Raw genomic sequence first — 21,370 nt, 5'->3', positions numbered from 1 at the left:
CGCGCAGTCACCCCCACCGACCAGGAGAGACCATGCGGAGAACCGTCGCAGCCCGGGCCGCCGTGCCCTTGATCACGGCCGTCGCGCTGTCGGGCTGCGCCTCGGCGCGGCCACCGGAGCCCCACGCTGCCGCCGTCTCCCCCTCGGCTGCGACGTCCCCCTCGGCCGCCGCCCGGCCCGCCCAGCCCGCCCGGGTGGCGCTCGGCCCGCTGACGGAGGACCAGCTGTGGTCGGCCCGGCTCGGCGTCGCCGACCTGCCCGGCGGGGCGGTCGTCGAACCCTCGCCCGTGCCGCAGCCCTGGGCCGGGTTCGACCAGGCCGCCGCCGCGTCGCCCGGGTGCGCGCCGGTGGTCGCGGCACTGACCGAGGAGCCCCGGGCCCGGGCCCGGGCGGTCTACGTGATCGGCAACAACACCTTCGGCAACCGGACCACCGTCGATCTCGGCGCGTTCGCCCCCGGGGAGGTCCCGGCGCGGTTCGATGCCCTGGCGGCGGCGGTCCGCGACGGCTGCCGGGAACTCAAGGTGCCGACCGGGGCGGGGAACCGCACCATCCGGGTCCGGGAGGTGGCGTTTCAGGACGCGGGCGTACCGGCGGTCGCCTTCGCGCTCGACAGCCCGACCGGGGCCGTCGCCTCCGCCGGGGGATTCAGCACCGTCGTCCTGTATGCCGCGGTCGGCGACAACCGGATCCTCTTCGAGCTCGGCGACGACACCGCCAAATCGCCCGCGCTGCGGGCCGACATCGTCCGGGCACAGATCCGCAAGGCCACCGAGCGCACGGCCCCGCCCGCCACCGCGACCGCCGGCTGACGGTCCGCCCGGGTACCGGTGCGAGGACCGCGCGCCGGCACCCCTAGGATGCGGGGCCATGACGAGACGCGGCCTGATCCTGGCCCTTGCGATACCCCTGTCCACGGTGACCGGCGCCGGCGTGGCGCACGCGGACGTCTGCACGACGATGACGTCCGGGACCTACCGGATCGACGGGGTGTACGGCGCCGTCCCCAAGGTTCGCACGGGCGGCTCCCGTCAGACCGACAACACCCTGCACCTCGACGCCCCCGACCAGAGCGCCACGGCGTTCGAGGTGATGGTCATCCCCACCCGGCAGCAGGGCGGCTACACTCCGGGGCCGGCGCCGTCGGTGCAGCTGAGCGTGGACGGCGGCCCGGCGCACCGCTTCTCGTTCACCTGGAAGCCGGCCCTGCAGTCCGGCAACCTCGGCACCTGGAACTCCAACCGCGTCGAGTTCGGCGGACTGACCCGCGGTGACCACGTGCTGCACGAGACCCTCTCGATGCCCGTCGGCAGCCCGGACGGGGTGTACGAACTCGGCGCCTACCTCTACCCGGAGGGGCCCTGTTCGATGGTGACGGGCACCAAGATGGGCGGCGTGAGCTTCGAATTCACCGGCGGCGGCCCCGCCCAGGCCCCGACCCCGGCACCCGGCGGCGCCACGACCCGCAAGCCGGACCCGCGGCCGACTGCCACCAGGACGTCCGCACCGCGGACGACGCCGACCGGCACCCCGGTGCCGCAACCCGCCGCCGACCCGGCGTCGCCCGTCCCGTCCGAGGCGCCGCCGTCCCCGACGCCCGAGGCGCCGTCACCGAGCGCGAGTGCCGTCCCGAGCGCGACCCCGAGCCCGGCACCCACGCCCACGGACCGGCCGGCCGCCGTACCACTGGCCGCCACGCCGGCCGCGCACGGCAGTCCCGTACTGCCCTGGGCGCTGGGCACGTCGGCGGTGCTCGCCGCCGCGACGGCGGGCGGGGTCCTCGCGGTGCGCCGACGCCGCGCGACGCCAGGAGCGGCGGCCGCTCCCACGGCGGCCGACGTCGGCTGACACGGCGGCCCGGCGCCCCGTACCGGAATGCACAGAGACCGCTCGAGCCTCACGGCCGGGCGGTCTCTGCTGTCCGGGCGGGCCCATGCGCCAACACGGCCCGCTCCGGGTGTTCCCGAATTCGTTGGAGTGAACAGCGCCCCGGGTGCCCGACCGTGAGGTCTGGACGACGCCGCTGCAATCGTCACACCCAGGCATGGCGGGGACAAGGGGATGCTGCGCGAATGCGCATCAATTTTCAGTTTCGGCCGTCGGGCCTGCGGTTGTGTCGCACCGCTGTTCCGAAATTCCCGGCACCGGCCCGGACGGTGACGCATCAATCCGCACTGCGTTCACCGAACCGATTGGGAATCACCCGTACGCCTGACAGAGTGTTACCCGAACGGATGCTTCGGTGACGCCAACCATCGAACTTCCGACCTGTTGGAGTAGACAGTGCTACAGGAGGTCTCCTCGATGACGAGGAAGCGCAACAAGCCCGCCCCCGTCCCCGCCCGCTGCGCCGCCGCCGACGGCCCGCGCCCGGTCCCGTCCTGGCTGCCCGGACGCGCCGAAGCGATCGTGATCATCGTCGTCATCGCCCTCGCCGCCGCCCTGGTCGCGGCCGGGATGTCGGCCGGCGCGGCGCTCGAACTGGCCGGCGGCAGCTGGCTGCTGGGACTCCGGCTGCGGCGGGAGCGGGCCTGAGCGAAGGCGCCGACCGCGATGGGACGCAGAGAGAACCCGGTCGCGGCGAGCGAACCGGCACTGCGCCGCCTGGCCTGCTGGCTGCGCGAGCAACGTGACCGCTCCAAGCTGACCTACCGTCAGCTCGCCGACCGGACGAACTTCCACCACACCACCCTGCAGCGGGCCGCCAGCGGCCGCTCCCTGCCGAGCTGGGAGGTCACCGAGGCCATCGCCCGCGAGTGCGGCGCGGACCTCAGGACGGCCCGCAGGAAGTGGACCCAGGCCAACTACTGGGCCCACGTCCCGCGCCCGTCCGGCGGGCAGCGCCGCCGCGCACCACGGCGCCTCAACCCGGAACACGTCGACTCCTTCGCCGACCTGCGCCGGGCCATGCACGAGATGCGCCGCAAGGCGGACTGGCCCTCCCTGGAGGAACTGGACCGCCGGGCCCGCGCCCGGGGGGGCCGCCTGCCCTCCAGCACCCTCGCCCTGGTCCTCAAGGGCGAGGCACCCCTCCACAAGGCCCTGCTGACCACCTACATGCAGGCCTGCGGGGTCAAGGAGAGCCGCCGCGCCCTGTGGGCGGCCGCCTGGGAACGGACGAACAACGCCCGGACCCCGGTACCGATGACCGCCAAGACCTACCAGCGCGAATTCGCCCGCGCGATGCAGACCTCCACCGGCAGCATCCCGACAGAGACCCTGTTCAGGCTGTGGGTGGCGCTCAAACAGAGCGCGAGCGCCGACAAGGCCGACACCGCGCACCTCCAGGCCCCGGCGGGCCGCGACGGCACCGGCGAGAGCGCGGCGCTCGCCCGGTGACCGGGCCCCGTGGACAGGGCCCGCACGCCCTGTCCGCGGGACCGTCCACCCCACCCACCGGCTACCCCGGGGAACACCCATGCCCACACCGCCCAGGACCCGAACGGCCCCCGGCCCCGCACCCCACCTCGACCTGTGGGCTCTGCACGACCTCCACCGCGACAACTACCGGCGCTACGCCGCCCTGCTGCTCACCCCCGACGACGCCAACGGCGTCGTCCGCGACGCATTCCGCGAACTCGCCGGGCACTGGCACGACGTGCTGGCCGCCGCCAGCCCGGCCGCCTGCGCCTGGCAGACCCTGCGCAGCCGGGTCTGCACCCTGGCCGGCCCCCGCCCGCTGCGCCCGGTCGCCCACCTCACCGCGCCCCAGCAGGACGTCCTGCTGCTCCACCTGGTCCTCGGCCTGCCGCCGGCCGCGGTCGCGGCCCTGACCGGTACCGAGCCCGCCGCCGTCCACGCCCGGCTGCGCTCCCTGGCCGCGGCCCGGCCACGCGGCTGACCCGCCGGGGCCGGGCCCCGAGGCCTCAGTGCCCGACCGCGCGGGCCACCACGACGATGTTCTCGCCGGTGGCGGTCAGCGGGCCCCGCGCCCAGTCGCCGTACCAGCTGTCGACGGTGAAGCCCGCCTCGGCGAGGAACGCCCCGATCCCGTCGGCGTCCAGGAACCGCAGACGCGCCCGGTCGGTGCGCAGGGGATCGCCCTCGCGGGTCGCCGTGGTCTCGGTGAGGGTGACGACCCCGTCGGCGACGGACTCGACCCGGTGGATCAGCCGCAGCGGACGGCCCGCGTGGTCGACGAGGTCGAACGGGTTCGACGGGTGCCAGCCCTCCCAGGCCCGCGCCCCCGGGTTGCGGGTGCCGAAGACGAACCGCCCGCCGACGGCCAGGGCCGCGCGGATCGCCGCCAGGGACGTCCGCAACTCCTCGTCGGTGACCAGGACCTGGAAGGCGTTGCCGGTCATGACGGCGAGTGCGAACTCCGAGGCCCCGGCCGCGTCGGCGGCCCTGCCCTCGATCCACTCGATGTCGCCCCGGCGGCGGGCCCGGGCCAGTGCCGCGGCGTCCGGGTCCAGACCGGTGAGCCGGCCGGTGTGACCGGCCTCGCGAGCGCGGTGCAGCAGCCTTCCGGTACCGCAGCCGACGTCCAGCACGGACGGGGCGTCCAGCACGAAGGACAGGTAGAAGTCGTCGTCGGGGCCCCAGGTGTTGAGGCGGTCGTACAGCTCGGCGGCATCGGCGTCGGAGTACACCGCGGCAGTATGCCCCCGCCCCGCGGCGGCTGCCACGGATTTCCCGCGCCGGGCGGGGCCGGCCCACCCGGCGTCCAGGTGTCAGGGGCGGCCGAGCAGGGCCGTGCCGGCGATGGTGTCGGTCCGGGCGGTGAAGAAGTCGGTGAAGGCGGTGACGAACTCCTCCTCGCTGATCCGGCCGTCCCCGTCGGTGTCCAACTGCCGGAAACCGTCGTTGAGTTCGGCCGGGTGCACGCGCGGACCGCCGAACAGGACGCGGTACTCGTCGGCGCACAGGTGACCGCTGCCGTCGGTGTCGGCGGCCCGGAACAGCGCCCGCATCGCGGGGACGAGTCCGTGGTCGAGGTGGGCTGGGTCGCGGTCGGCACCGGCGAGCATCGCGGACACGAACTCGGCGCAGTCCACGCCGCCGTCCCCGTCGGCGTCCATGGTCGGGCAGAGCGCCTGCCACCAGGTCTCGAACGCGGCGTACAGCACGTCCTCGCGCTCCGCGGGGACCTCGAGCTGCCAGCAGACGTTGTGGACCATGGCCTGGAGGTCGGCCCGGTCGACCCGCCCGTCCCCGGTCTGGTCCAGCACCTGGTGGAAGAAGGTCTCCAGGCGGGCCCGGCGGCTGTCGGCGGAACGCGGCCCGCGGGCCGGGCGGGACGGGCGGGACGGGCGGGACGGCGCGCGCCGGGGGACCGGCCGTCCGGCGGCGGTCGCGGCGGTCGCGGGGGTCTCGGCGCCGTCGGCCGAGGGGCGGTGACGGTAGCGCAGATGCTCGGGCAGGCGGGCCAGGACGTGCCGTGCACCGTGGTGGACCGCCCACGACAGTGCGGCGCCGGAGCGGGTGCGACCGGGACCGAACCTGTCGTGCCAGGCCGGCGGCAGGTCGGCCACCGTGAGGGTGCTCAGCAGCCGGGCCGCCGCCACCCGCAGCAGCGGCCACGCGGGCCGGAGCCGGCCGAGCCGGCGGGGGGCCGGTGCCTCGCGGAGCACCTCGAACAGCAGGTGGCGGACCACGTCGCCGTACTCCAGGACCTCGCGGACGTTGCGCTGCACGTACGCGGGCACCTCGGCGGCGGTCGCCGGGAGGACCTCGCCGGGGATCTCCAGCGCCTCGCAGACCTCCCTGAACTCGGCGTAGAGCACGTCGAGTTCGGCGGGCCGAAGGCGCTGTCCGGAGAGCTCGTGCATGGCCGTGATCGCCTCGTACAGCGTCACCATCACCCAGCCGCGGACCGCGGGATCCTCGGCGGTGTACGGGCGCCCGGCGTCATCGGTGCCGTGGATCCGGCGGTGGGTGCGGGCGAGCCGCGCCACCTCGAGCCGGCGTTCCTCGGGCCCGGCGGAGAACAGCCTCGCACCGCTGTCCACGGTGTGCTGGATGCGCCGCCACGGGTGCGCCCGGTAGGTCGAGTAGCGGCCCATGCCGGCCGCGACCGCGGGATGGGCTGCCTGGAGGACGATCAACCGCCAGGCCACCAGGCCGATCCGCCACTCGCCGAGGCTCTGGCGCAGCGGGCTGCGGGTGCCGGACACGGGCACGGACGTCATGGAGGCTCCAGGGGGGGTGGGGGTCGGCCGACACCACGTACAACTGGGTGCGGGGCCGGACGGCACCGTGGATCACTCCTGCGTGCAGGTTCTCGAACACGCGGGCGCACCGGGTGGCCCGGACTTCCCGCCGTGGGGGCGGTGTCACCGCCTGGGGCGGCTCCCGGTCAGCGCGTCCGAGCAGCCGGTGTACCACCCCTGCGGCACGGACCTCCCGGCCAGGTTCGAGCAGGCGCGTCCCACCGCGACGGCGTCCTCGGCGGTGTCCCCGACCTGCATCCCGGACTCCTTGCCCGCCCGGTAGCCCGCGCGGTAGGACGTGGTCCCGATGTCGCCGCCGTCCGTCCCGAGCAGCGCGATGAGCAGCACCAGCGAGCCGCCGAGGACGGTGGCGGCGCCCAACCAGGCGGCGAGCCCGGTCCTGGGCCCCCGGTGCCGGCCGCCCGGTCCGTGCTGCGCGGCTGTCTGCGGTGTCACGGTGCTCCCCCTACGGTCCGACGTGCCACGGGAGATGACTACCGGTCAGTGCGGATCGGTTCCCGCCGGGCCGAGGGGCGTCGACACCGGTGGACCGGCGGCGGAGCGGCCGACGGGTGTCGGCCCCGAGTGGTGGCGGCCCGTGCCGGAGCGTCGTCGAGCCTGCCGTGTCGGGCCGTCCTGAGACCTGCCGCGATCCCGTACGGGCGGGGGAGGCGCCGTTGCCCCGGCCGGGCCGCGGGTCGTGTCCTGATTCGGCCAGGCCGGATGTGGACGGCCTCTCGGTCTTTCCGCGCCGGGGCGGCGCCAGCAGGATGGTGATCACCGGAACGGCGGCGGGGGAGACGAACCCCCGCCGGGGCCCAGGTCCCGCCTCCTCCCGTCTCCGGCTTCCGATCAGCGACCGTTGGGGGTACCGCCGTGTCCGAGTCCGTCCGTACGCAGAGCAGAGCCAACGCCGCGGCGCTCCGGTCGGGCACAGTGACGCCCCGTGCGGGAGCCGGCCCCGCTGCGGGCGGCATCGGCTGCGACTGACAGCCGGTGCTCCCCGTCCGTCTCACGCCGACGCGGGCGGGGGCCCACTGCCGGGCCGGGAACGAGATCCGCGTCCTCGAGGACGTGGGCGCACGCGACACCTGAGCACGGGCCGGAGCACCTGCGCATCCGCGCGGTGCAGGCCGGGATCGGGGCCGTCCCGTTCATCCTCGCGGCCACCCCACGCCGCTCGGGCCGCCGCGCAGCGCCTCACCGCTGCCGCGCTCGCCGCGGGCCCGCCCGGCGGCCACCACCGCCACCACCTCACCGTCCACCACTGACGCACGCAGGCGCGGCCCGAAACACGCCCGCCCGCCGCCGTCCCCGTGCCGGCCCTGCGCGCGCCGGCACACCGTCAGCACCGATCCACACCGATCCACCCCCGCGGCCGGCCCGTCACGGCCGCTGCTCCCGCCCGGCGGCCGTCCGGCCCGCGGCGGGCCCGTCCCGAACACTCCCCTCGCCACGGCGCGCTCCGCCGCGCCCGCCACCTGGAGACACCCCATGCCTGCCAAGGTTTCGAAACTCGTCCGTGTCGCACTCGCCGCTGCCATCGCGACGTCCGGTGCCATCGCCGTCGAGGCCTTCACCACCGCCTCCGCCCATGCGGTCGGCGTCTCCGCCGTCGGCGGCAGCATCACCCGCAGCGAGATCCTGGCACGGGCCCAGTCCTGGGTCGGCCAGGGTGTGCCGTACAACCAGGGCGCCTACTGGACCGACAGCAACGGCACCTACCGGCAGGACTGTTCGGGCTTCGTGTCGATGGCGTGGCACATCAACACGGCGGGAACCAACCTCGGCTTCACGACCGACTCGGCCGACCCGTACGAGACGCAGCTGGGCAGCCTCGACGACCTGCGGCCCGGTGACGCGCTGAACAACATCAGCACCCACATGGTGCTGTTCGGCCGCTGGACGGACTCCGGCCACTCCACCGCGGTGATCTACGAGGAGGCGCACACGGGCACCAACGCGCGCAGCCGGACGATGTCCCGCTCCGAGATGACCGGCGGCGGGTTCCTGCCCTTCCGGTACAAGAAGGTCATCGAGGACGGCCCCACCGGGACCCCGGTCTCCAAGCCGCTGGGCAACAAGGGCTCCATCATCGCGAGCGACGGCAACCAGGTGACCTTCACCCGGGACGCCGGCAGCGGGCACCTCCAGATCACCTACCTGCCGGTGAACGGATCCTGGGCGACCGCGGACCTGAGCAGCACCGCCGGCACCGCCCCGTCGGGCGGCGGCGCGCCGGCCGCGTTCCGGCAGAACAACGGCACCCTCGGTGCGGTGACCGCGGACGCCCAGGACGGTCACCTGCGGATCACCTACAAGCCCGCCAACGGTGCCTGGGCCACGGCCGACCTGACGAGCAGTTTCGGGGCGCCGGTCAGCGACGGCGACGTCAGCACCCAGGTCGACGCCGTCGGCACGCTGTCGATCTTCAGCCGCAACTCCGCCAACGGCCACGCCGGCCTCACCTACCTGCCGACCTCGGGCGTCTGGTCGACCTTCGACCTGACCGACAACGTCGGCACCCCGGCGCCCGGCGGCGGCGCTCCCGCCGCGTTCCTGCAGAACAACGGCACCCTCGGGGTGGTGACCGCGGACGCGGCCAACGGCCACCTGCGGATCACCTACAAGCCCGCCGCCGGCGGCTGGGCCACCAGCGATCTGACCAGCGGATTCAACGCCGCCACCTCGGACGGCAACGTCAGCTCGGTGATCGGCGGCGACGTCACCCTCGCCATCTACAGCCGCAACGCCTCCACCGGGCACCTCAACCTGGCCTACCTGCCGACCGGCGGCGCGTGGGGGACCACCGACATGACCGGCGAGGCGGGCACCCCGGCCCTCGGCTGACCCACCGCCCGGGCAAGCCCCGGCCGGTACCCGCCACCCGGCGCGTAGCACCGCCCGACCTGTACCACCGCCCGACCTGTACCGCCCGGCCCGTAGCTCACCGGCAGCTCAGGGCCGGGCACCCACCGACGTCCGTGCTCCCTCCTCCCTCGACCTAGGAGACCCCCTTGCCCAGGAACCGCCGCCGCACGCTCTCCGCCCTGCTCGTGGCAACGGCCGTGGCCGCCGCGGTGAGCACCGGTGTCACCCCGGCCCTCGCCGCCATGCCCAATGTGTCCTGCGGAACCGTGACCGCCGCCGACACCTCCACGGCGGCGGCCCTGAACCGGGTCCTGACCGGCAGCCTCAGCAACGCGATGGACTCCTACCGGGTCTCCTGCGCACGGGCGATCGTCAACGCCGTCCGTGCGCGGGGCATGTCCGACCGCGCCGCCGTGATCGCCGTCACGACGGCCATCGTCGAGTCGACGCTGCAGAACAACCCCAACGTGCTGGACCACACCAGTGTCGGCCTGTTCCAGCAGCTCGACAGCTGGGGCAGCACGGCGGACCGCCTCGACCCCGCCTGGTCGACCGGGGCCTTCCTCAAGGAGATGGTCAGGATCTACCCGGGCAACGCCTGGCAGAGCCAGCAGATCGGCGCGGTGTGCCAGGGCGTCCAGCGCTCGGCCTTCCCCGACCGCTACCAGCCCCAGGCCGCCGACGCCCAGCGGATCGTCGACGCCATCTCCCGGCAGGCCCCCGCCACGCCCGCCCAGGCGGCGGCGCCGCTCGGCGACCGCGGATCGGTGATCGGCGCCGACGGCAACAACATCACCTTCACCCGCGACGCGGGCACCGGGCACCTCCAGGTCACCTACCGTCCGGTGTCGAGCAGTTGGGCGACGGCGGACCTGAGCGGCCAGGCGGGCACCGAGCCCTCCGCGGGCGGCGCGCCGGCCGCGTTCGTCCAGCCGAACGGGACGGTGGGCGCGGTGACCGCCGACGCGGCCAACGGGCACCTGCGGATCACCTACAAGCCCGCCAACGGCGCCTGGGCGACCAGCGACCTCACGGCGGACTTCGGCACACCGGTCAGCGACGGCAAGGTGAGCGCCATCGTGGACGGTTCGGGCACACTGGCGATCTTCAGCCGCAACTCCCTCAACGGGCACGCCAACCTCACCTACCTGCCGACCTCCGGGTCCTGGTCGACCTTCGACCTGACCAACAACGCCGGGACCCCGGCGCCGGGCGGGGGTGCGCCCGCCGCGTTCCTGCAGAACAACGGCACCCTCGGGGTGGTGACCGCCGACGCGGCCAACGGGCACCTGCGGATCACCTACAAGCCCGCCGACGGCCCCTGGACCACCAGTGACCTGACCAGTGGCTTCGGCGCACCGGTCAGCGACGGCAACGTCAGCTCGGTCGTGGACGGTTCGGGCACGCTGGCCATCTTCAGCCGCAACTCGCTGAACAGCCACCTCCAGCTGACCTACCTCCCCACCTCCGGGGTCTGGTCCCTGTTCGACGTCACCACCCAGGTCGGTACCCCCAACCTCGGCTGAACCCCAACCCCCCCGGGGCCGGGCGGCGTCGAGCCGTCCCGGCCCCGAACCACGCGGCGACGGCCCGGACCGGGACCGTCGCCGCCGACGCGTCAGAGGACCGGCCTCCCGGCGGCGTCCGGTGCGGCGGTCAGCAGCGCGGTGATCCCGTCGGCGAGGTGCGGGCCGAGCCGGCCCCAGCCGTCCTTGTAGCCGTAGACGCCGGCCAGCGTGCGGGCCTCGTAGTCGCCGTTCATGATCTCGATGTCGTCGGGCGTGATGAGGGCCGGGTGGGCGACGCCGAGGGCACCGGAGACCTTGATCAGCTCCTTGCGCAGGGCCCGCAGGTAGACGGCCGCCCGGGTGGACTTGGACGTCGGGTCGACGCCGCGGGCCAGCCACGGGTTCTGGGTCGCGATGCCGGTGGGGCACTTGTCGGTGTGGCACTTCTGCGCCTGGATGCACCCGATGGACAGCATCGCCTCACGCGCCACGTTGACCATGTCCGCGCCCAGGGCGAAGGCGACCGCGGCGTTCTCCGGCAGGCCGAGCTTGCCGGAGCCGATGAAGGTCAGGTCGTCGGTCAGCCCCAGCTCGGCGAAGGTGCCGTAGACCCGGGAGAAGCCCATCCGGAACGGCAGGGACACCGAGTCGGTGAAGATCAGCGGTGCCGCGCCGGTGCCGCCTTCGCCGCCGTCGACGGTCACGAAGTCGACACCGCGGTCGCCGCGGGCCATCTGGGTGGCCAGCTCCTGCCAGAAGCCCATCTCGCCGACCGCGCTCTTGATCCCGACCGGCACACCGGTCTCGGTGGCGAGCAGCTCGACGAAGTCCAGCATCGAGTCGACGTCGCCGAACGCGGAGTGCCGCGACGGGGAGGCGCAGTCCTTGCCCACCGGGATGCCGCGGATCGCGGCGATCTCCGGGGTCACCTTCGCCCCCGGCAGCATCCCGCCCAGCCCCGGCTTGGCGCCCTGGGAGAGCTTGATCTCGATCGCCTTGACCGGGGCGCCGGCGACCACGTCCTTGAGCTTGTCGAGGTTGAAACTGCCGTCCTCGTTGCGGCAGCCGAAGTACGCCGTCCCGAGCTGGAGGACGAGGTCGCCGCCGTTGCGGTGGTACGGCGACAGACCGCCCTCGCCGGTGTTGTGCATCGTGCCGGCGAGCGCCGCGCCCTTGTTGAGCGCGGTGATGGCCGCGCCGGAGAGCGAGCCGAAGCTCATCGCGGAGATGTTCACCACGCTCGCCGGCCGGAACGCCTTGGCGCGCCCGCGCGGCCCGCCCAGCACCTTGGCCGACGGCAGGGGTGCCTGCGGGTCGTGGGCGTCGGGCAGCGCGCCGGCGAAGGTGCGCTGCTTCAGGTAGGCGTGCCCCTGCACGTGCTCGACGTCGACGTCGGTGCCGAACCCGAAGTAGCTGTTCTCCTCCTTCGCCGACGCGTAGATCCAGGTGCGCTGGTCACGGCTGAACGGGCGCTCCTCGTCGTTGGAGGTCACGATGTACTGCCGCAGCTCCGGCCCGATCGTCTCCAGCAGGTACCGGGCGTGCCCGACCACCGGGAAGTTGCGGAGCAGCGCGTGCCTCTTCTGGAGGAGGTCGCGGGCGGCCAGGAGCGCCACCGCTGTTGCGGCGGCCGCGCCGATCTTCCGGGCGTGCATGAACGTTCCTCCTCGATGCACGGCTCGATCACCGTGCGGTGGAGCCGTTGTGTCGTGTGGGGCACCCGACGGCGGGCACCCGGCCTTGTGGGCCCCGGCGTCCGTCAAGGAATGCGGAACGATAGTAGGAGCCCGGCCGTCCGGGCCTGCGGCCAGGGGGCCGCAGAGGGGCGGGCCGCCGGGACGATCCCGCACCGGCGGCCCACCCCTCGGCACGTCACCGGCCGGTGTCACCAGGGCACTTCGCCGGAGTCGTCGAAGAACCCACCGGTCGGGCCGTCGTCGGGCAGGGTCGCGAGCCGGACGGCGACCGCCGCGCCCTGCTCGGGGGTGCGCACGCCGCGGAATCCGTTGAGATCGGTCGCGACGTAGCCGGGGCAGCCCAGGTTGATCAGGATGCCGGTACCGTGCAGCTCCCGGGCGTACTGGAGGGTGACGGCGTTCAGGAAGGTCTTCGACGGCGCGTACGCCACGGCCACCGGGCCGGCCGTCCGCTCGGCGCCCGGCCCGGCCTGACGGGTGAGCGAGCCGACGCTGCTGGACATGTTGACGATCCGGGGCGACCGGGAGCGGCGCAGCAACGGCAGCATCGCGTTGGTGACGCGCACGACGCCGACCACGTTGGTCTCCATCACCGCCCGGAGGGTGGCGGGGTCGACCCGGCTGGGTTCCTGTCGCGCGCCGCCGGCGATGGCCGCGTTGTTGACGAGCACGTCCAGCCGCCCGGCCCGGTCCTCGATCAGCCGGGCCGCGGCGGCGACGCCCACCTCGTCGGTCACGTCCAGCGGCACGCCGAACGCGTCGACGCCGGCCGCGCGCAGCCGCTCCACCGCGGCCGTCCGGCGTCCGTCGTCGCGGGCGCCGACGCCCACGCTCCAGCCGAGGGCGCCCAGGCCCGCGGCGATCTCGTACCCGATGCCCTTGTTCGCGCCGGTGACCAGCGCAATCGTTCGTTCGCTCATGGGCACCATGCTGGCCCGGCCCCCGACCGGCGGTCCAAGACCGATCCGGTGGGCATCGATACCCTCCGGGTATGAATCCGGGGTAGCGTCGCCGGATGGAGACCCGGGAACTGCGCTACTTCGTCGCCGTCGCCGAAGAACTGCACTTCGGGCGGGCCGCGCAGCGGCTCGGGATCGCCCAGCCACCCCTGTCGCGCGCCGTCCAGCAGCTCGAACGCCGGCTCGGGGCGGCGTTGTTGGACCGGACCAGCCGCACCGTCACCCTCACCGAGGCCGGCGCCGTGCTGCTGGCCGAGGGCCGGGCCGCGCTCGACGCCGTCGCCGCGGCCGAACGCCGGACCCGCCGCGCCGCCGCCTCCACGACCGGCCGGCCCGCCCTGGTCCTGGTCACCAAGGCCGGCGCGTCCAACGAACTGCTGGCGAAGCTGCTCGCCGCGTACGCCGCCGAACCCGGCGCCGTCCCGGTCGACGTCATCCTGTCCGGCCCCGCCGAGCAGGCCCGCCTCCTGCGCGAGGGCCGGGCCGATGTGGCCCTGCTGCACCGGCCGTTCGACCCGACCGACGGGTTCGACACCGAGGAACTCGGCACCGAGGGCCAGATCGCCGTCCTGCCGGCCGGACACCCGCTCACCGCCCGCGCCGAGGTCCGGCTGGCCGACCTCGCGGCACTGCCCGGACTGCCGCTGCCCCGCTGGCCCGACCCCGACGGCGGCTACCCGCCCGGCCCCGGCCCGAAGGTCCGCGACCACGCGCAACTGCTGCAGCTGGTCGCGCTCGGCCGCGCCTGCGCCCTGTCACCGGAGTCGTGCCGCACCAACCTGCACGACGGCCTCGCCGCCGTCCCCGTACCCGACGCCCCACCGGTCACCACCGTCATCGCCTGGCCGCCGCACAGCCGCTCCCGCGCCGTCGCCGACCTCGTCCGCACCGCCACCCGCCTGTAGCGAGCCGCCCCCGTCGCGGCCTACCGCGCCGCCCGACGCGCCACGCGGTAGCGGAGACAGACGACCCGGGAGTCGAAGGTCCGGGTCTCGACGAGATCGAGGTCCACCCGGCGCTCGGCCCGCGGGAAGAACGGGACGCCACCGCCGACCAGCACCGGGTGGACCCGCGGCCGGTACTCGTCGATCAGACCCGACGCGGCCGCCTCGGCGGCGAGAGCCGCGCCCCCGATCGCGATGTCGCCGTCCCCGGGCTCGGCCCGCAGCCGCTCGATCTCCTGCGCCAGACCGCCGGAGAGCAGGCGGGCATTGCCCTGCACCGACCGCAGCGTGGTCGAGAACACCACCTTCGGCAGCGGATTCCACACCGCCGCCCACTCCAGCATCGGAGCGGAGAGCGACGGATCCTGCTCGGCCGTCTCCCAGTACAGCATCGTCTCGTACAGCCGCCGCCCCATCAGGTGCACACCGACCTGCCGGATCTCGTCCGTGACGAAACGGAACACCTCGTCGTCGGGCGCCGTCCAGTCGAAGTCGCCGTCCGGCCCGACGATGTAGCCGTCGAGGGAGACACCCATCGAGTAGGTCACGCTGCGCATCCGAACTCCTCCGCCGGGAACAGCTACGACCCTACGGCTGCCGACCGCCGCAGCAGCCGTTACGGCGCGCCCGAACCCGGCGCCGACGGCGCGGTGACGCCCTGTGACACGGCTCAGACGTGATCCACACGGGCCGCACACACACCGGTGCCACGCTCCGGGCATGCTGATCCACCGGGAGAGGGGAGCGGGAATGGCACGCGTGATGCTGGTCGAGGACGACGACGGGCTGCGGGAGGCGCTGCGCCTGGCACTGGTCGGGCTGGGCCACGAGGTCGCGGTGGCGGCGGACGGGCCGGCCGGACTGGCGGCACTGGCCGCGCCGTCGGCGCCGGCCGCGGAGTGCGTGGTGCTGGACGTGATGCTGCCGGGCATCGACGGGTTCGAGGTGTGCCGGGAGGTCCGCCGGCTCGGACGGCTCCCGATCATCATGCTCACCGCGCGTTCGGAGCCGATCGACATCGTCGCCGGACTGGAGTGCGGCGCCGACGACTACGTGGCCAAGCCGGTCGAGCCACGGGTGCTGGACGCCCGGATCAAGGCGGTGCTGCGCCGGGCGGTCCCGGTCGAGCGGGAGAGCGGCGCGGACGGCACGGTCGACCTGGGCCCGGTCCGGGTGGACACCCGGGCGATGACCGTCACCAAGGGCGGCGCACCCGTGGAGCTGACCCCGACCGAACTGCGGCTGCTGCTGGAGTTCGTGACCAACCCGGGCCAGGTGCTGACCCGGCAGGTCCTGCTGGACCGGGTCTGGGACTACGGGTACCTGGGGGACTCACGGATCGTGGACGCTTGCGTGTGGCGGCTGAGGGCGAAGACCGAGGACGATCCGGCCCGTCCCAGGCTGATCGCCACGGTCCGGGGCGTCGGCTACCGGCTGGACCTGCCGTGAGGCGCCGCACGCCGAAAGCCGGTGCACCGGCCGCCGACGGCCGTCTCGGACTGCGCGGCCGGATCGCGGTGGGCGTCCTGCTCGCCCTGCTGCTGCCCTCGGTCGCACTCTCGGCGCTCTCCTACGGGGCCGAACGGGCAAGGATCGAAAGCGACTTCCGGGCCCGGATGCTGTCCGGTGCGCTCTCCGACCTCACCTCGGCGGCCAACACGGTCCGCACCGGTGACGGCCCGAACGCCGTGGTCCTGACCTTCCAGGCGCTGGCGGTACGGAAGTTCAACACCTTCACGGTCTTCGCCCTGACGCCGGAGGGGACCGTCGCGCCCGACGACCCGTCCGGCCCGTCCGAGCCGCCCGAGGTGTGGCCCGGGCCGAGGCCGACCCTGATCACGGACGCGAGCACCGCCCAGATCACCGCGACCCCGGTCGCCGACTTCCTCACCGCCGACCTCCGGCACCAGGCACTGAGCGAACGGGACCTGGTGGTGCGGCGCCTCCCGGGCACCGACTGGCTCGCCGTCGGCGCGGTGGTCGGGCAGCAGGGGCCCGACGACCACTACCCGGGGCAGCCGGTGCTGGCGGTCGAGTACCACTCCCTGGCGGCGGTGGACCAGCAGGCCGCCTCGTACCTGCGCGGTCTTCTGCTGGTGACGGGGATGACCGTCCTGGTGGGTGTGGTGTTCGCCTGGCTGGTGGCCGGGCGGGTCCAGCGGCCGGTCCGGGCCGCGGGCGCGGCGGCGCGGGCCTTCGGGGACGGGGACTTCTCGGTCCGCCTGCCGGTCCGCGGGCGGGACGAACTCGCTTCGCTCAGCCGCGAGTTCAACGGCATGGCGGACCGGCTCGCCGAGGCTGTCGGGCAGCTCACCGCACACGAGGCGCGCCACCGCCGCTTCGTCGCCGACGTCAGCCACGAACTGCGCACCCCGACCGCCTCGCTGCTCGCCGCCGCCACCGCACTGGAACACCCGGGTACCCGGGACGAGGCGGTCCGGCTGGTCGCTCCGCAGCTGCGCCGGCTGTCGGTGCTGACCGAGGACCTGCTGGAGATCTCCCGGATGGACGCGGGCGAGGCACATCTCGACCGCCGGCCGGTGGACCTGGCGGACCTGGCGGCCGACGTCCTCGCCCACTGCGCGGATCCGGACGCGGTCACGCTGGAGCGGTCCGGGGAGAGCGTCGTAGCGGTGGACGCGAGGAGGCTGCACGGGGTGCTCTCCAACCTGGTCGGCAACGCGCTGCGGCACGGCGCCGCGCCGGTGCGGGTGACGGTGGACGGTACGGCGGCGGCGGTCACCGTCAGGGTGGCCGACGCGGGGCCCGGCGTGCCCGCGGAGCTGCGGGGGCGGATCTTCGACCGCTTCGTGCGCGGCGACACGGCCCGCTCCGGCGGGCCGGGCCACGGGCTGGGGCTGTCGATCGCGCGGGAGAACGCCCGACTGCACGGCGCCGAGCTGGAGTTGGCGGCGGGGGACACCGCGGAGCCGGCCACGGGCGGTCCCGGGGAGCCGGAGGCGGGCGGCGCGGTGTTCGTCCTGCGGGTGCCGAAGGTACCGGCCGACACGGAGTGACGGTGCGTCGGCCCGGCCCGCATCCGGGAGCAAGGGATACGGGCCGGGCCGTGCACAGGGCCGGTCAAGGCAGTGAAAAGAACTTGTAACGTTCGACCCCTTCCCCTCCTGAGGGGGGATCTGACACATTGCGCCCACCCTTACTTGTCATGGGCGCGACCGGAGTGGTCCGCGCCACCTGGTCCTCGGAGGACGACGACTTGTTCTCGCTCATATCCAGCCGGCTGACCCGCTCGGCCGTCGCTGTCGCCGTCGCCGCCCTCGGCACGGCCGCGGCCCTGATCGCCCCCACGGGCGCGGCCGCGGCCGCACAGCCCGCCGCCGCCCCGGCGGCCCCCGCGCCGGCCGCCGCCTGGGCGGCCGGCACCCGGGCCTACCTGGTCATCACCGCGCCGGGTGACACCTCCGCCGTCCGCGCGGCCGTAGCCGGCAACGGCGGTTCGGTCTTCGCCTCCTACGACGCGATCGGCGTGATCGTCGCCCACTCGGCCTCCGCCACCTTCGCCGCGACCCTCCGTCAGGTCGCCGGTGTCCAGCAGGTGGGAGCGACCCGCACCTCCGACGTCCCGGCCGACGCCTACAACCCGGCGCTGCCCGCCAACCCGGCCCAGGCCGCCACCACCCTGGCCGAGACCAACCGCTGGGACATGACCCGGATCAAGGCCGACCAGGCCTGGGCCGTCACCACCGGCTCGGCCGCCGTCAAGGTCGGGGTCCTGGACACCGGCGTCGACGACCAGCACCAGGACCTGGCGCCCAACTTCGACGCCGCCGACTCCGCCTCCTGCGCCTATGGCAAGGCCGACACCCGGACCGGCGCCTGGCGGGACGTGGACACCCACGGCACCCACGTCGCGGGCACCATCGCGGCGGCGAAGAACGGCAAGGGCGTCGTCGGCGTCGCGCCGGGGGTGAAGATCGCCTCGGTCCGGATCGCCGAGCCGGGCACCACGCTGTTCTTCGCGGAGAACACCGTGTGCGGGTTCATGTGGGCCGGCGACCACGGATTCAAGGTGACCAACAACAGCTACTACACCGATCCGTGGCAGTTCAACTGCCCCGACAACGTCGACCAGGCCGCCATCATCGAGGGCGTCCGGCGGGCCGAGGCGTACGCCGAGGGCAAGGGCTCGCTCCAGGTCGCCGCCGCGGGCAACTCCAACTACGACCTGGCCAACAAGACCACCGACTCGGCGAGCCCCAACGACTCGACCCCCGGCACCCGCACCATCACCAACGCCTGCGTCGACATCCCGACCGAACTCCCCGGCGTGGTCACGGTCGCGGCGATGGGCAACGGCAACGTCAAGGCCTCCTACTCCAACTTCGGGCGCAACGTCATCGACGTCGCCGCGCCCGGCGGCGACGGCGCCGACGGCGTGTACTCCACCCTCCCGGGCGGCAAGTACGGCACCAAGAGCGGCACCTCGATGGCGTCCCCGCACGTCACCGGCGTCGCCGCGCTGATCGCCAGCACCAACCCCACGCTCACCCCGGCCGACATCCGGGCCAGGCTCGCCGCCGACGCCACCGACACGCCCTGCCCGTCCGACAGCCGCTGCACCGGCACCACGGCCAACAACGCCTTCTTCGGCGACGGCCAGGTCGACGCGCTGAAGGCGGTCGGCGGCACCATCCCGCCCGCCGGCCCGTACTTCGAGAACCTCACCGACGTCGCCGTCACCGACAACGCCACCGTGGAGAGCCCGATCACCGTCACCGGTGTGACCGGCAACGCCCCCGCCGCCCTCAAAGTCGGCGTGGACATCAAGCACACCTACCGCGGTGACCTGGTGGTCTCGCTGGTCGCCCCCGACGGCACCGTCTACCTGCTCGAGGACTTCCCCGACAGCGACAGCGCCGACAACGTCATCAAGACCTACACGGTCAACGCCTCCTCCGAGGCCGCCAACGGCACCTGGAAGCTGAGGGTCCGCGACATCGCGGCCCAGGACACCGGCAAGATCGACGCCTGGAACCTCACCTTCTGACCCTTCCGACCCTTCTGAACCGTCCCCTCCCGCCCACCAGCACCGCCCGCCCCGCCCGGGCGCGGGCGGGCCGGGCGCGGCAGGAGGGGACGGTGGGGTGCTAGAAATCCCTGGTGGACGATCATCCTGGACCCCCGACCGTGCGCGTCTTCGTGGCGCTGGCCCCGCCCGACGACGCCAAGGACGAGCTGGCGCGGGCCCTGCAGCCGATGTACGCCGGGCATCCGCAGCTGCGGTGGAACCGGATCGAGGACTGGCACATCACCCTGGCCTTCCTCGGCGAACTGCCGTCCACGGCGGTGCCGCTGCTGCGAGCGGTGCTGGCCCGCCGGGCGGCGTCGTACCCCGCGCTGCAGCTGGGCCTGCGGGGCGGCGGCCACTTCGACGGCCGGCTGCTGTGGAGCGGGATCGACGGCGACCTGGAGGGGCTGCACCTGCTCGCCGCCGACGTCCGCGACCTGGTCAGGTCCTGCGGCATCGAGTTCAGGGACCGCCCGCTGCGCCCGCACCTGACCCTGGCGCGGTCCCGCCGTGACGATCCCGTCGGCGTGCCGCAGGCCGCGGCCGCACTGACCGGGTTCGTGGGCCGGCCGTGGCGCACCGAGCAGCTGCACCTCGTCGGCAGCAACATCGGCCGCGGCCCGGGGCCGATCCGCTACCGCGACATCGAGGCGTGGAGGCTGGGCGCCGGCCACGGTGCCGGCCCCGGCCGGGAGGAACCCGGGACAGCTATGGCTACCGGCGAGTAGCCTGCTGCTGGCGACCGACGGGAGACAGACGATGACCGGGACCATCAGCGGGGCCGAGGCGTTCTTCGAGCAGCTCTCGCAGGAGCGGTTCGCCCCGACCGGGTACACCCGGGGGCCGTGGGACGCGGACAGCCAGCACGCCGGGCCGCCCGCCGCCCTGCTGGGCCGGGCGGTGCTGCTGCGCCCGGGCGCCCGGGAGGACCTGCGGGTGGCCCGGATGACCTTCGAGATCCTGCGGCCGGTGCCGCTGCAGCCGCTGACCGTGGCCACCAGGGTCCTGCGGGCGGGGCGCAGCGTGGAGCTGGTGGAGGTCTCGCTGGCCGTGGACGGCGGCACCGAGGTGATGCGGGCGACCGCGCTGAGCATCCGTACGGCTCCCGGCTCGGTGCCGGAGGTCGCGCGGGAGCCCGAGGTGGCACCGGTCGGGCGGTCCCGCCCGGCACCGTTCTTCGCGGTGCCCTGGGAGCAGGGCTACCACAGCGCCATGGAGTTCCGGTTCGCGGCCGGGTCCTTCCTGGAGCGGGGGCCGGCCGCCTGCTGGCTGCGGATGCGGGTGCCGCTGGTGGCGGGGGAGAAGACCGACCCGCTGGACCGGGTGCTGGTCGCGGCGGACTCCATCAACGGGGTCAGCAACGAACTCGACTTCACCTCGCACCTGTTCGTCAACCCGGACCTGACGGTGAACCTGCACCGCCACCCCGTCGGCGAATGGGTCTGCATCGATGCCCGGACCGCCGTCGCCCCGGACGGGATCGGCGCGGCGGAGGCCGGACTCCACGACGAGCGGGGCCCGATCGGCCGCGCTGCGCAGAGCCTGTTCGTCGCCGCCCGCGGCTGACGGCACCCGGGCCCGGCCGGGTCGGCCGGGCGTCCCTTCGTGAGGAAGTAGCCGATGTCACGTCAGTTCGAGATCGAGGAGTCCATCCTGGTCGACGCCGCTCCCGAGGTGCTCTACGGGCTGGTGTCGGACCTGCGGGCGATGGGCCGGTGGAGTCCGGAGTGCCGCCGGGTCTGGCTGGCGGGGCCGGCCGCCCGGCCCGGCACCCGGTTCGTCGGGTTCAACCGGCGGGGCCCGTTCGTGTGGTTCACCACGGGCCGGGTGACGGTGGCCGACCCGGGCGCCGAGTTCACCTTCGACGTGGGCGTGTTCGGCCTGCCGATCGCGCGCTGGCGGTACCGGTTCGAGCCCGAGGGCACCGGCACCCGGGTCACCGAGTCCTGGCAGGACCTGCGCACCGGCCGCGGCGCCCGGGCGGCGGAACTGCTGGGCCTGGTCTTCGCCGGCACCGGCCCCGAACGCCGGATCGAGGTCAACCGTGCCGGCATCCGCACCACCCTGGCCCGGCTGGCCACGGCCGCGGCGGGCGCCCGGCCCCCAAGGCCGCCGCTCTCCTGCAGCGAGGACTGCCCGGAGCCGAACCTGGGCGCTGCTCGACGCCAGCCGGTTGTTGCTGCGCAGCAATGCGGGGGTCTCCGTGAGCA

Annotated in this window: 20 protein-coding genes; 14 read left to right on the top strand and 6 right to left on the bottom strand. The window is 74.2% G+C overall.

The window, feature by feature from the left end; translation table 11 throughout:
• The first annotated feature begins 32 nt into the window (after positions 1 to 32).
• From AB0D08_RS24895 to AB0D08_RS24875, 5 genes are all read left to right on the top strand, one after another.
• Positions 33 to 812 (top strand): hypothetical protein, encoded by a 780-nt coding sequence (locus tag AB0D08_RS24895; protein WP_359891682.1) that lies wholly within the window; start codon positions 33 to 35, stop codon positions 810 to 812.
• A gap of 58 nt (positions 813 to 870) precedes the next feature.
• Complete coding sequence (locus AB0D08_RS24890) at positions 871 to 1,848, top strand: hypothetical protein (RefSeq protein ID WP_359891679.1); 978 nt, start codon at positions 871 to 873, stop codon at positions 1,846 to 1,848.
• Positions 1,849 to 2,304: 456 nt separating this feature from the next.
• Entirely contained in the window at positions 2,305 to 2,535 is a 231-nt protein-coding gene (locus AB0D08_RS24885; RefSeq protein WP_033826144.1) for a hypothetical protein, read from the top strand.
• An 18-nt stretch (positions 2,536 to 2,553) separates the two neighbouring features.
• Positions 2,554 to 3,339, top strand: coding sequence for a helix-turn-helix transcriptional regulator (locus tag AB0D08_RS24880; protein WP_033826145.1), 786 nt, complete (start codon positions 2,554 to 2,556; stop codon positions 3,337 to 3,339).
• 79 nt (positions 3,340 to 3,418) lie between these two features.
• Positions 3,419 to 3,841 carry a hypothetical protein gene (locus tag AB0D08_RS24875; protein WP_033826146.1) on the top strand — a complete coding sequence of 141 codons (423 nt, stop codon included), beginning with the start codon at positions 3,419 to 3,421 and terminating at the stop codon, positions 3,839 to 3,841.
• A gap of 25 nt (positions 3,842 to 3,866) precedes the next feature.
• On the opposite strand, the gene AB0D08_RS24870 is transcribed toward AB0D08_RS24875, so the two are convergent.
• The 3 genes from AB0D08_RS24870 to AB0D08_RS24860 form a co-directional block, all read right to left on the bottom strand.
• Entirely contained in the window at positions 3,867 to 4,592 is a 726-nt protein-coding gene (locus tag AB0D08_RS24870; protein ID WP_033826147.1) for a class I SAM-dependent methyltransferase, read from the bottom strand.
• Positions 4,593 to 4,673: 81 nt separating this feature from the next.
• Positions 4,674 to 6,131: an EF-hand domain-containing protein gene (locus AB0D08_RS24865; protein WP_359891675.1), complete on the bottom strand. Its 1,458-nt coding sequence runs from the start codon at positions 6,129 to 6,131 to the stop codon at positions 4,674 to 4,676.
• Between the two features lie 144 nt (positions 6,132 to 6,275).
• Positions 6,276 to 6,608, bottom strand: coding sequence for a hypothetical protein (locus AB0D08_RS24860; RefSeq protein WP_359891673.1), 333 nt, complete (start codon positions 6,606 to 6,608; stop codon positions 6,276 to 6,278).
• Between the two features lie 1,038 nt (positions 6,609 to 7,646).
• On the opposite strand from AB0D08_RS24860, the gene AB0D08_RS24855 reads away from it, so the two are divergent.
• Positions 7,647 to 9,002 carry a hypothetical protein gene (locus AB0D08_RS24855; RefSeq protein ID WP_359891670.1) on the top strand — a complete coding sequence of 452 codons (1,356 nt, stop codon included), beginning with the start codon at positions 7,647 to 7,649 and terminating at the stop codon, positions 9,000 to 9,002.
• A 167-nt stretch (positions 9,003 to 9,169) separates the two neighbouring features.
• Entirely contained in the window at positions 9,170 to 10,549 is a 1,380-nt protein-coding gene (locus AB0D08_RS24850; RefSeq protein WP_359891667.1) for a hypothetical protein, read from the top strand.
• Positions 10,550 to 10,641: 92 nt separating this feature from the next.
• Here the strand turns inward: AB0D08_RS24850 and AB0D08_RS24845 are convergent, their stop codons facing one another.
• Together AB0D08_RS24845 and AB0D08_RS24840 are read right to left on the bottom strand one after the other, a co-directional pair.
• Positions 10,642 to 12,186, bottom strand: coding sequence for an FMN-binding glutamate synthase family protein (locus tag AB0D08_RS24845; protein WP_033826150.1), 1,545 nt, complete (start codon positions 12,184 to 12,186; stop codon positions 10,642 to 10,644).
• A 230-nt stretch (positions 12,187 to 12,416) separates the two neighbouring features.
• A complete protein-coding gene (locus AB0D08_RS24840) occupies positions 12,417 to 13,148 on the bottom strand; it encodes an SDR family oxidoreductase (RefSeq protein ID WP_359891665.1) in 732 nt (243 codons plus the stop codon).
• Between the two features lie 95 nt (positions 13,149 to 13,243).
• Between AB0D08_RS24840 and AB0D08_RS24835 the strand changes: the two genes are divergently transcribed.
• A complete protein-coding gene (locus tag AB0D08_RS24835; protein ID WP_359891663.1) occupies positions 13,244 to 14,092 on the top strand; it encodes a LysR family transcriptional regulator in 849 nt (282 codons plus the stop codon).
• 20 nt (positions 14,093 to 14,112) lie between these two features.
• On the opposite strand, the gene AB0D08_RS24830 is transcribed toward AB0D08_RS24835, so the two are convergent.
• Positions 14,113 to 14,688 carry a dihydrofolate reductase family protein gene (locus AB0D08_RS24830; protein WP_359891660.1) on the bottom strand — a complete coding sequence of 192 codons (576 nt, stop codon included), beginning with the start codon at positions 14,686 to 14,688 and terminating at the stop codon, positions 14,113 to 14,115.
• Positions 14,689 to 14,881: 193 nt separating this feature from the next.
• On the opposite strand from AB0D08_RS24830, the gene AB0D08_RS24825 reads away from it, so the two are divergent.
• From AB0D08_RS24825 to AB0D08_RS24800, 6 genes are all read left to right on the top strand, one after another.
• Positions 14,882 to 15,580 carry a response regulator transcription factor gene (locus tag AB0D08_RS24825; protein ID WP_359891657.1) on the top strand — a complete coding sequence of 233 codons (699 nt, stop codon included), beginning with the start codon at positions 14,882 to 14,884 and terminating at the stop codon, positions 15,578 to 15,580.
• Entirely contained in the window at positions 15,577 to 17,148 is a 1,572-nt protein-coding gene (locus AB0D08_RS24820; protein ID WP_359891654.1) for a HAMP domain-containing sensor histidine kinase, read from the top strand. Before AB0D08_RS24825 ends, AB0D08_RS24820 begins: the two co-directional genes overlap by 4 nt.
• 149 nt (positions 17,149 to 17,297) lie before the next feature.
• Complete coding sequence (locus tag AB0D08_RS24815) at positions 17,298 to 19,139, top strand: S8 family serine peptidase (RefSeq protein ID WP_359891652.1); 1,842 nt, start codon at positions 17,298 to 17,300, stop codon at positions 19,137 to 19,139.
• 113 nt (positions 19,140 to 19,252) lie between these two features.
• Positions 19,253 to 19,888 carry an RNA 2',3'-cyclic phosphodiesterase gene (thpR, locus tag AB0D08_RS24810; RefSeq protein ID WP_359891649.1) on the top strand — a complete coding sequence of 212 codons (636 nt, stop codon included), beginning with the start codon at positions 19,253 to 19,255 and terminating at the stop codon, positions 19,886 to 19,888.
• Between the two features lie 31 nt (positions 19,889 to 19,919).
• A complete protein-coding gene (locus AB0D08_RS24805; protein WP_359891647.1) occupies positions 19,920 to 20,726 on the top strand; it encodes a thioesterase family protein in 807 nt (268 codons plus the stop codon).
• A 54-nt stretch (positions 20,727 to 20,780) separates the two neighbouring features.
• The coding region (locus tag AB0D08_RS24800; RefSeq protein ID WP_359891644.1) for an SRPBCC family protein at positions 20,781 to 21,370 on the top strand (590 nt) is incomplete at its 3' end.

Origin of the sequence: Kitasatospora sp. NPDC048540 (assembly GCF_040651175.1) — a bacterium.
Classification (GTDB): Bacteria; Actinomycetota; Actinomycetes; order Streptomycetales; family Streptomycetaceae; genus Kitasatospora.
The sequence above is the reverse complement of the archived record's forward strand: the minus strand, read 5'-3'. Positions and strand labels throughout refer to the sequence as shown.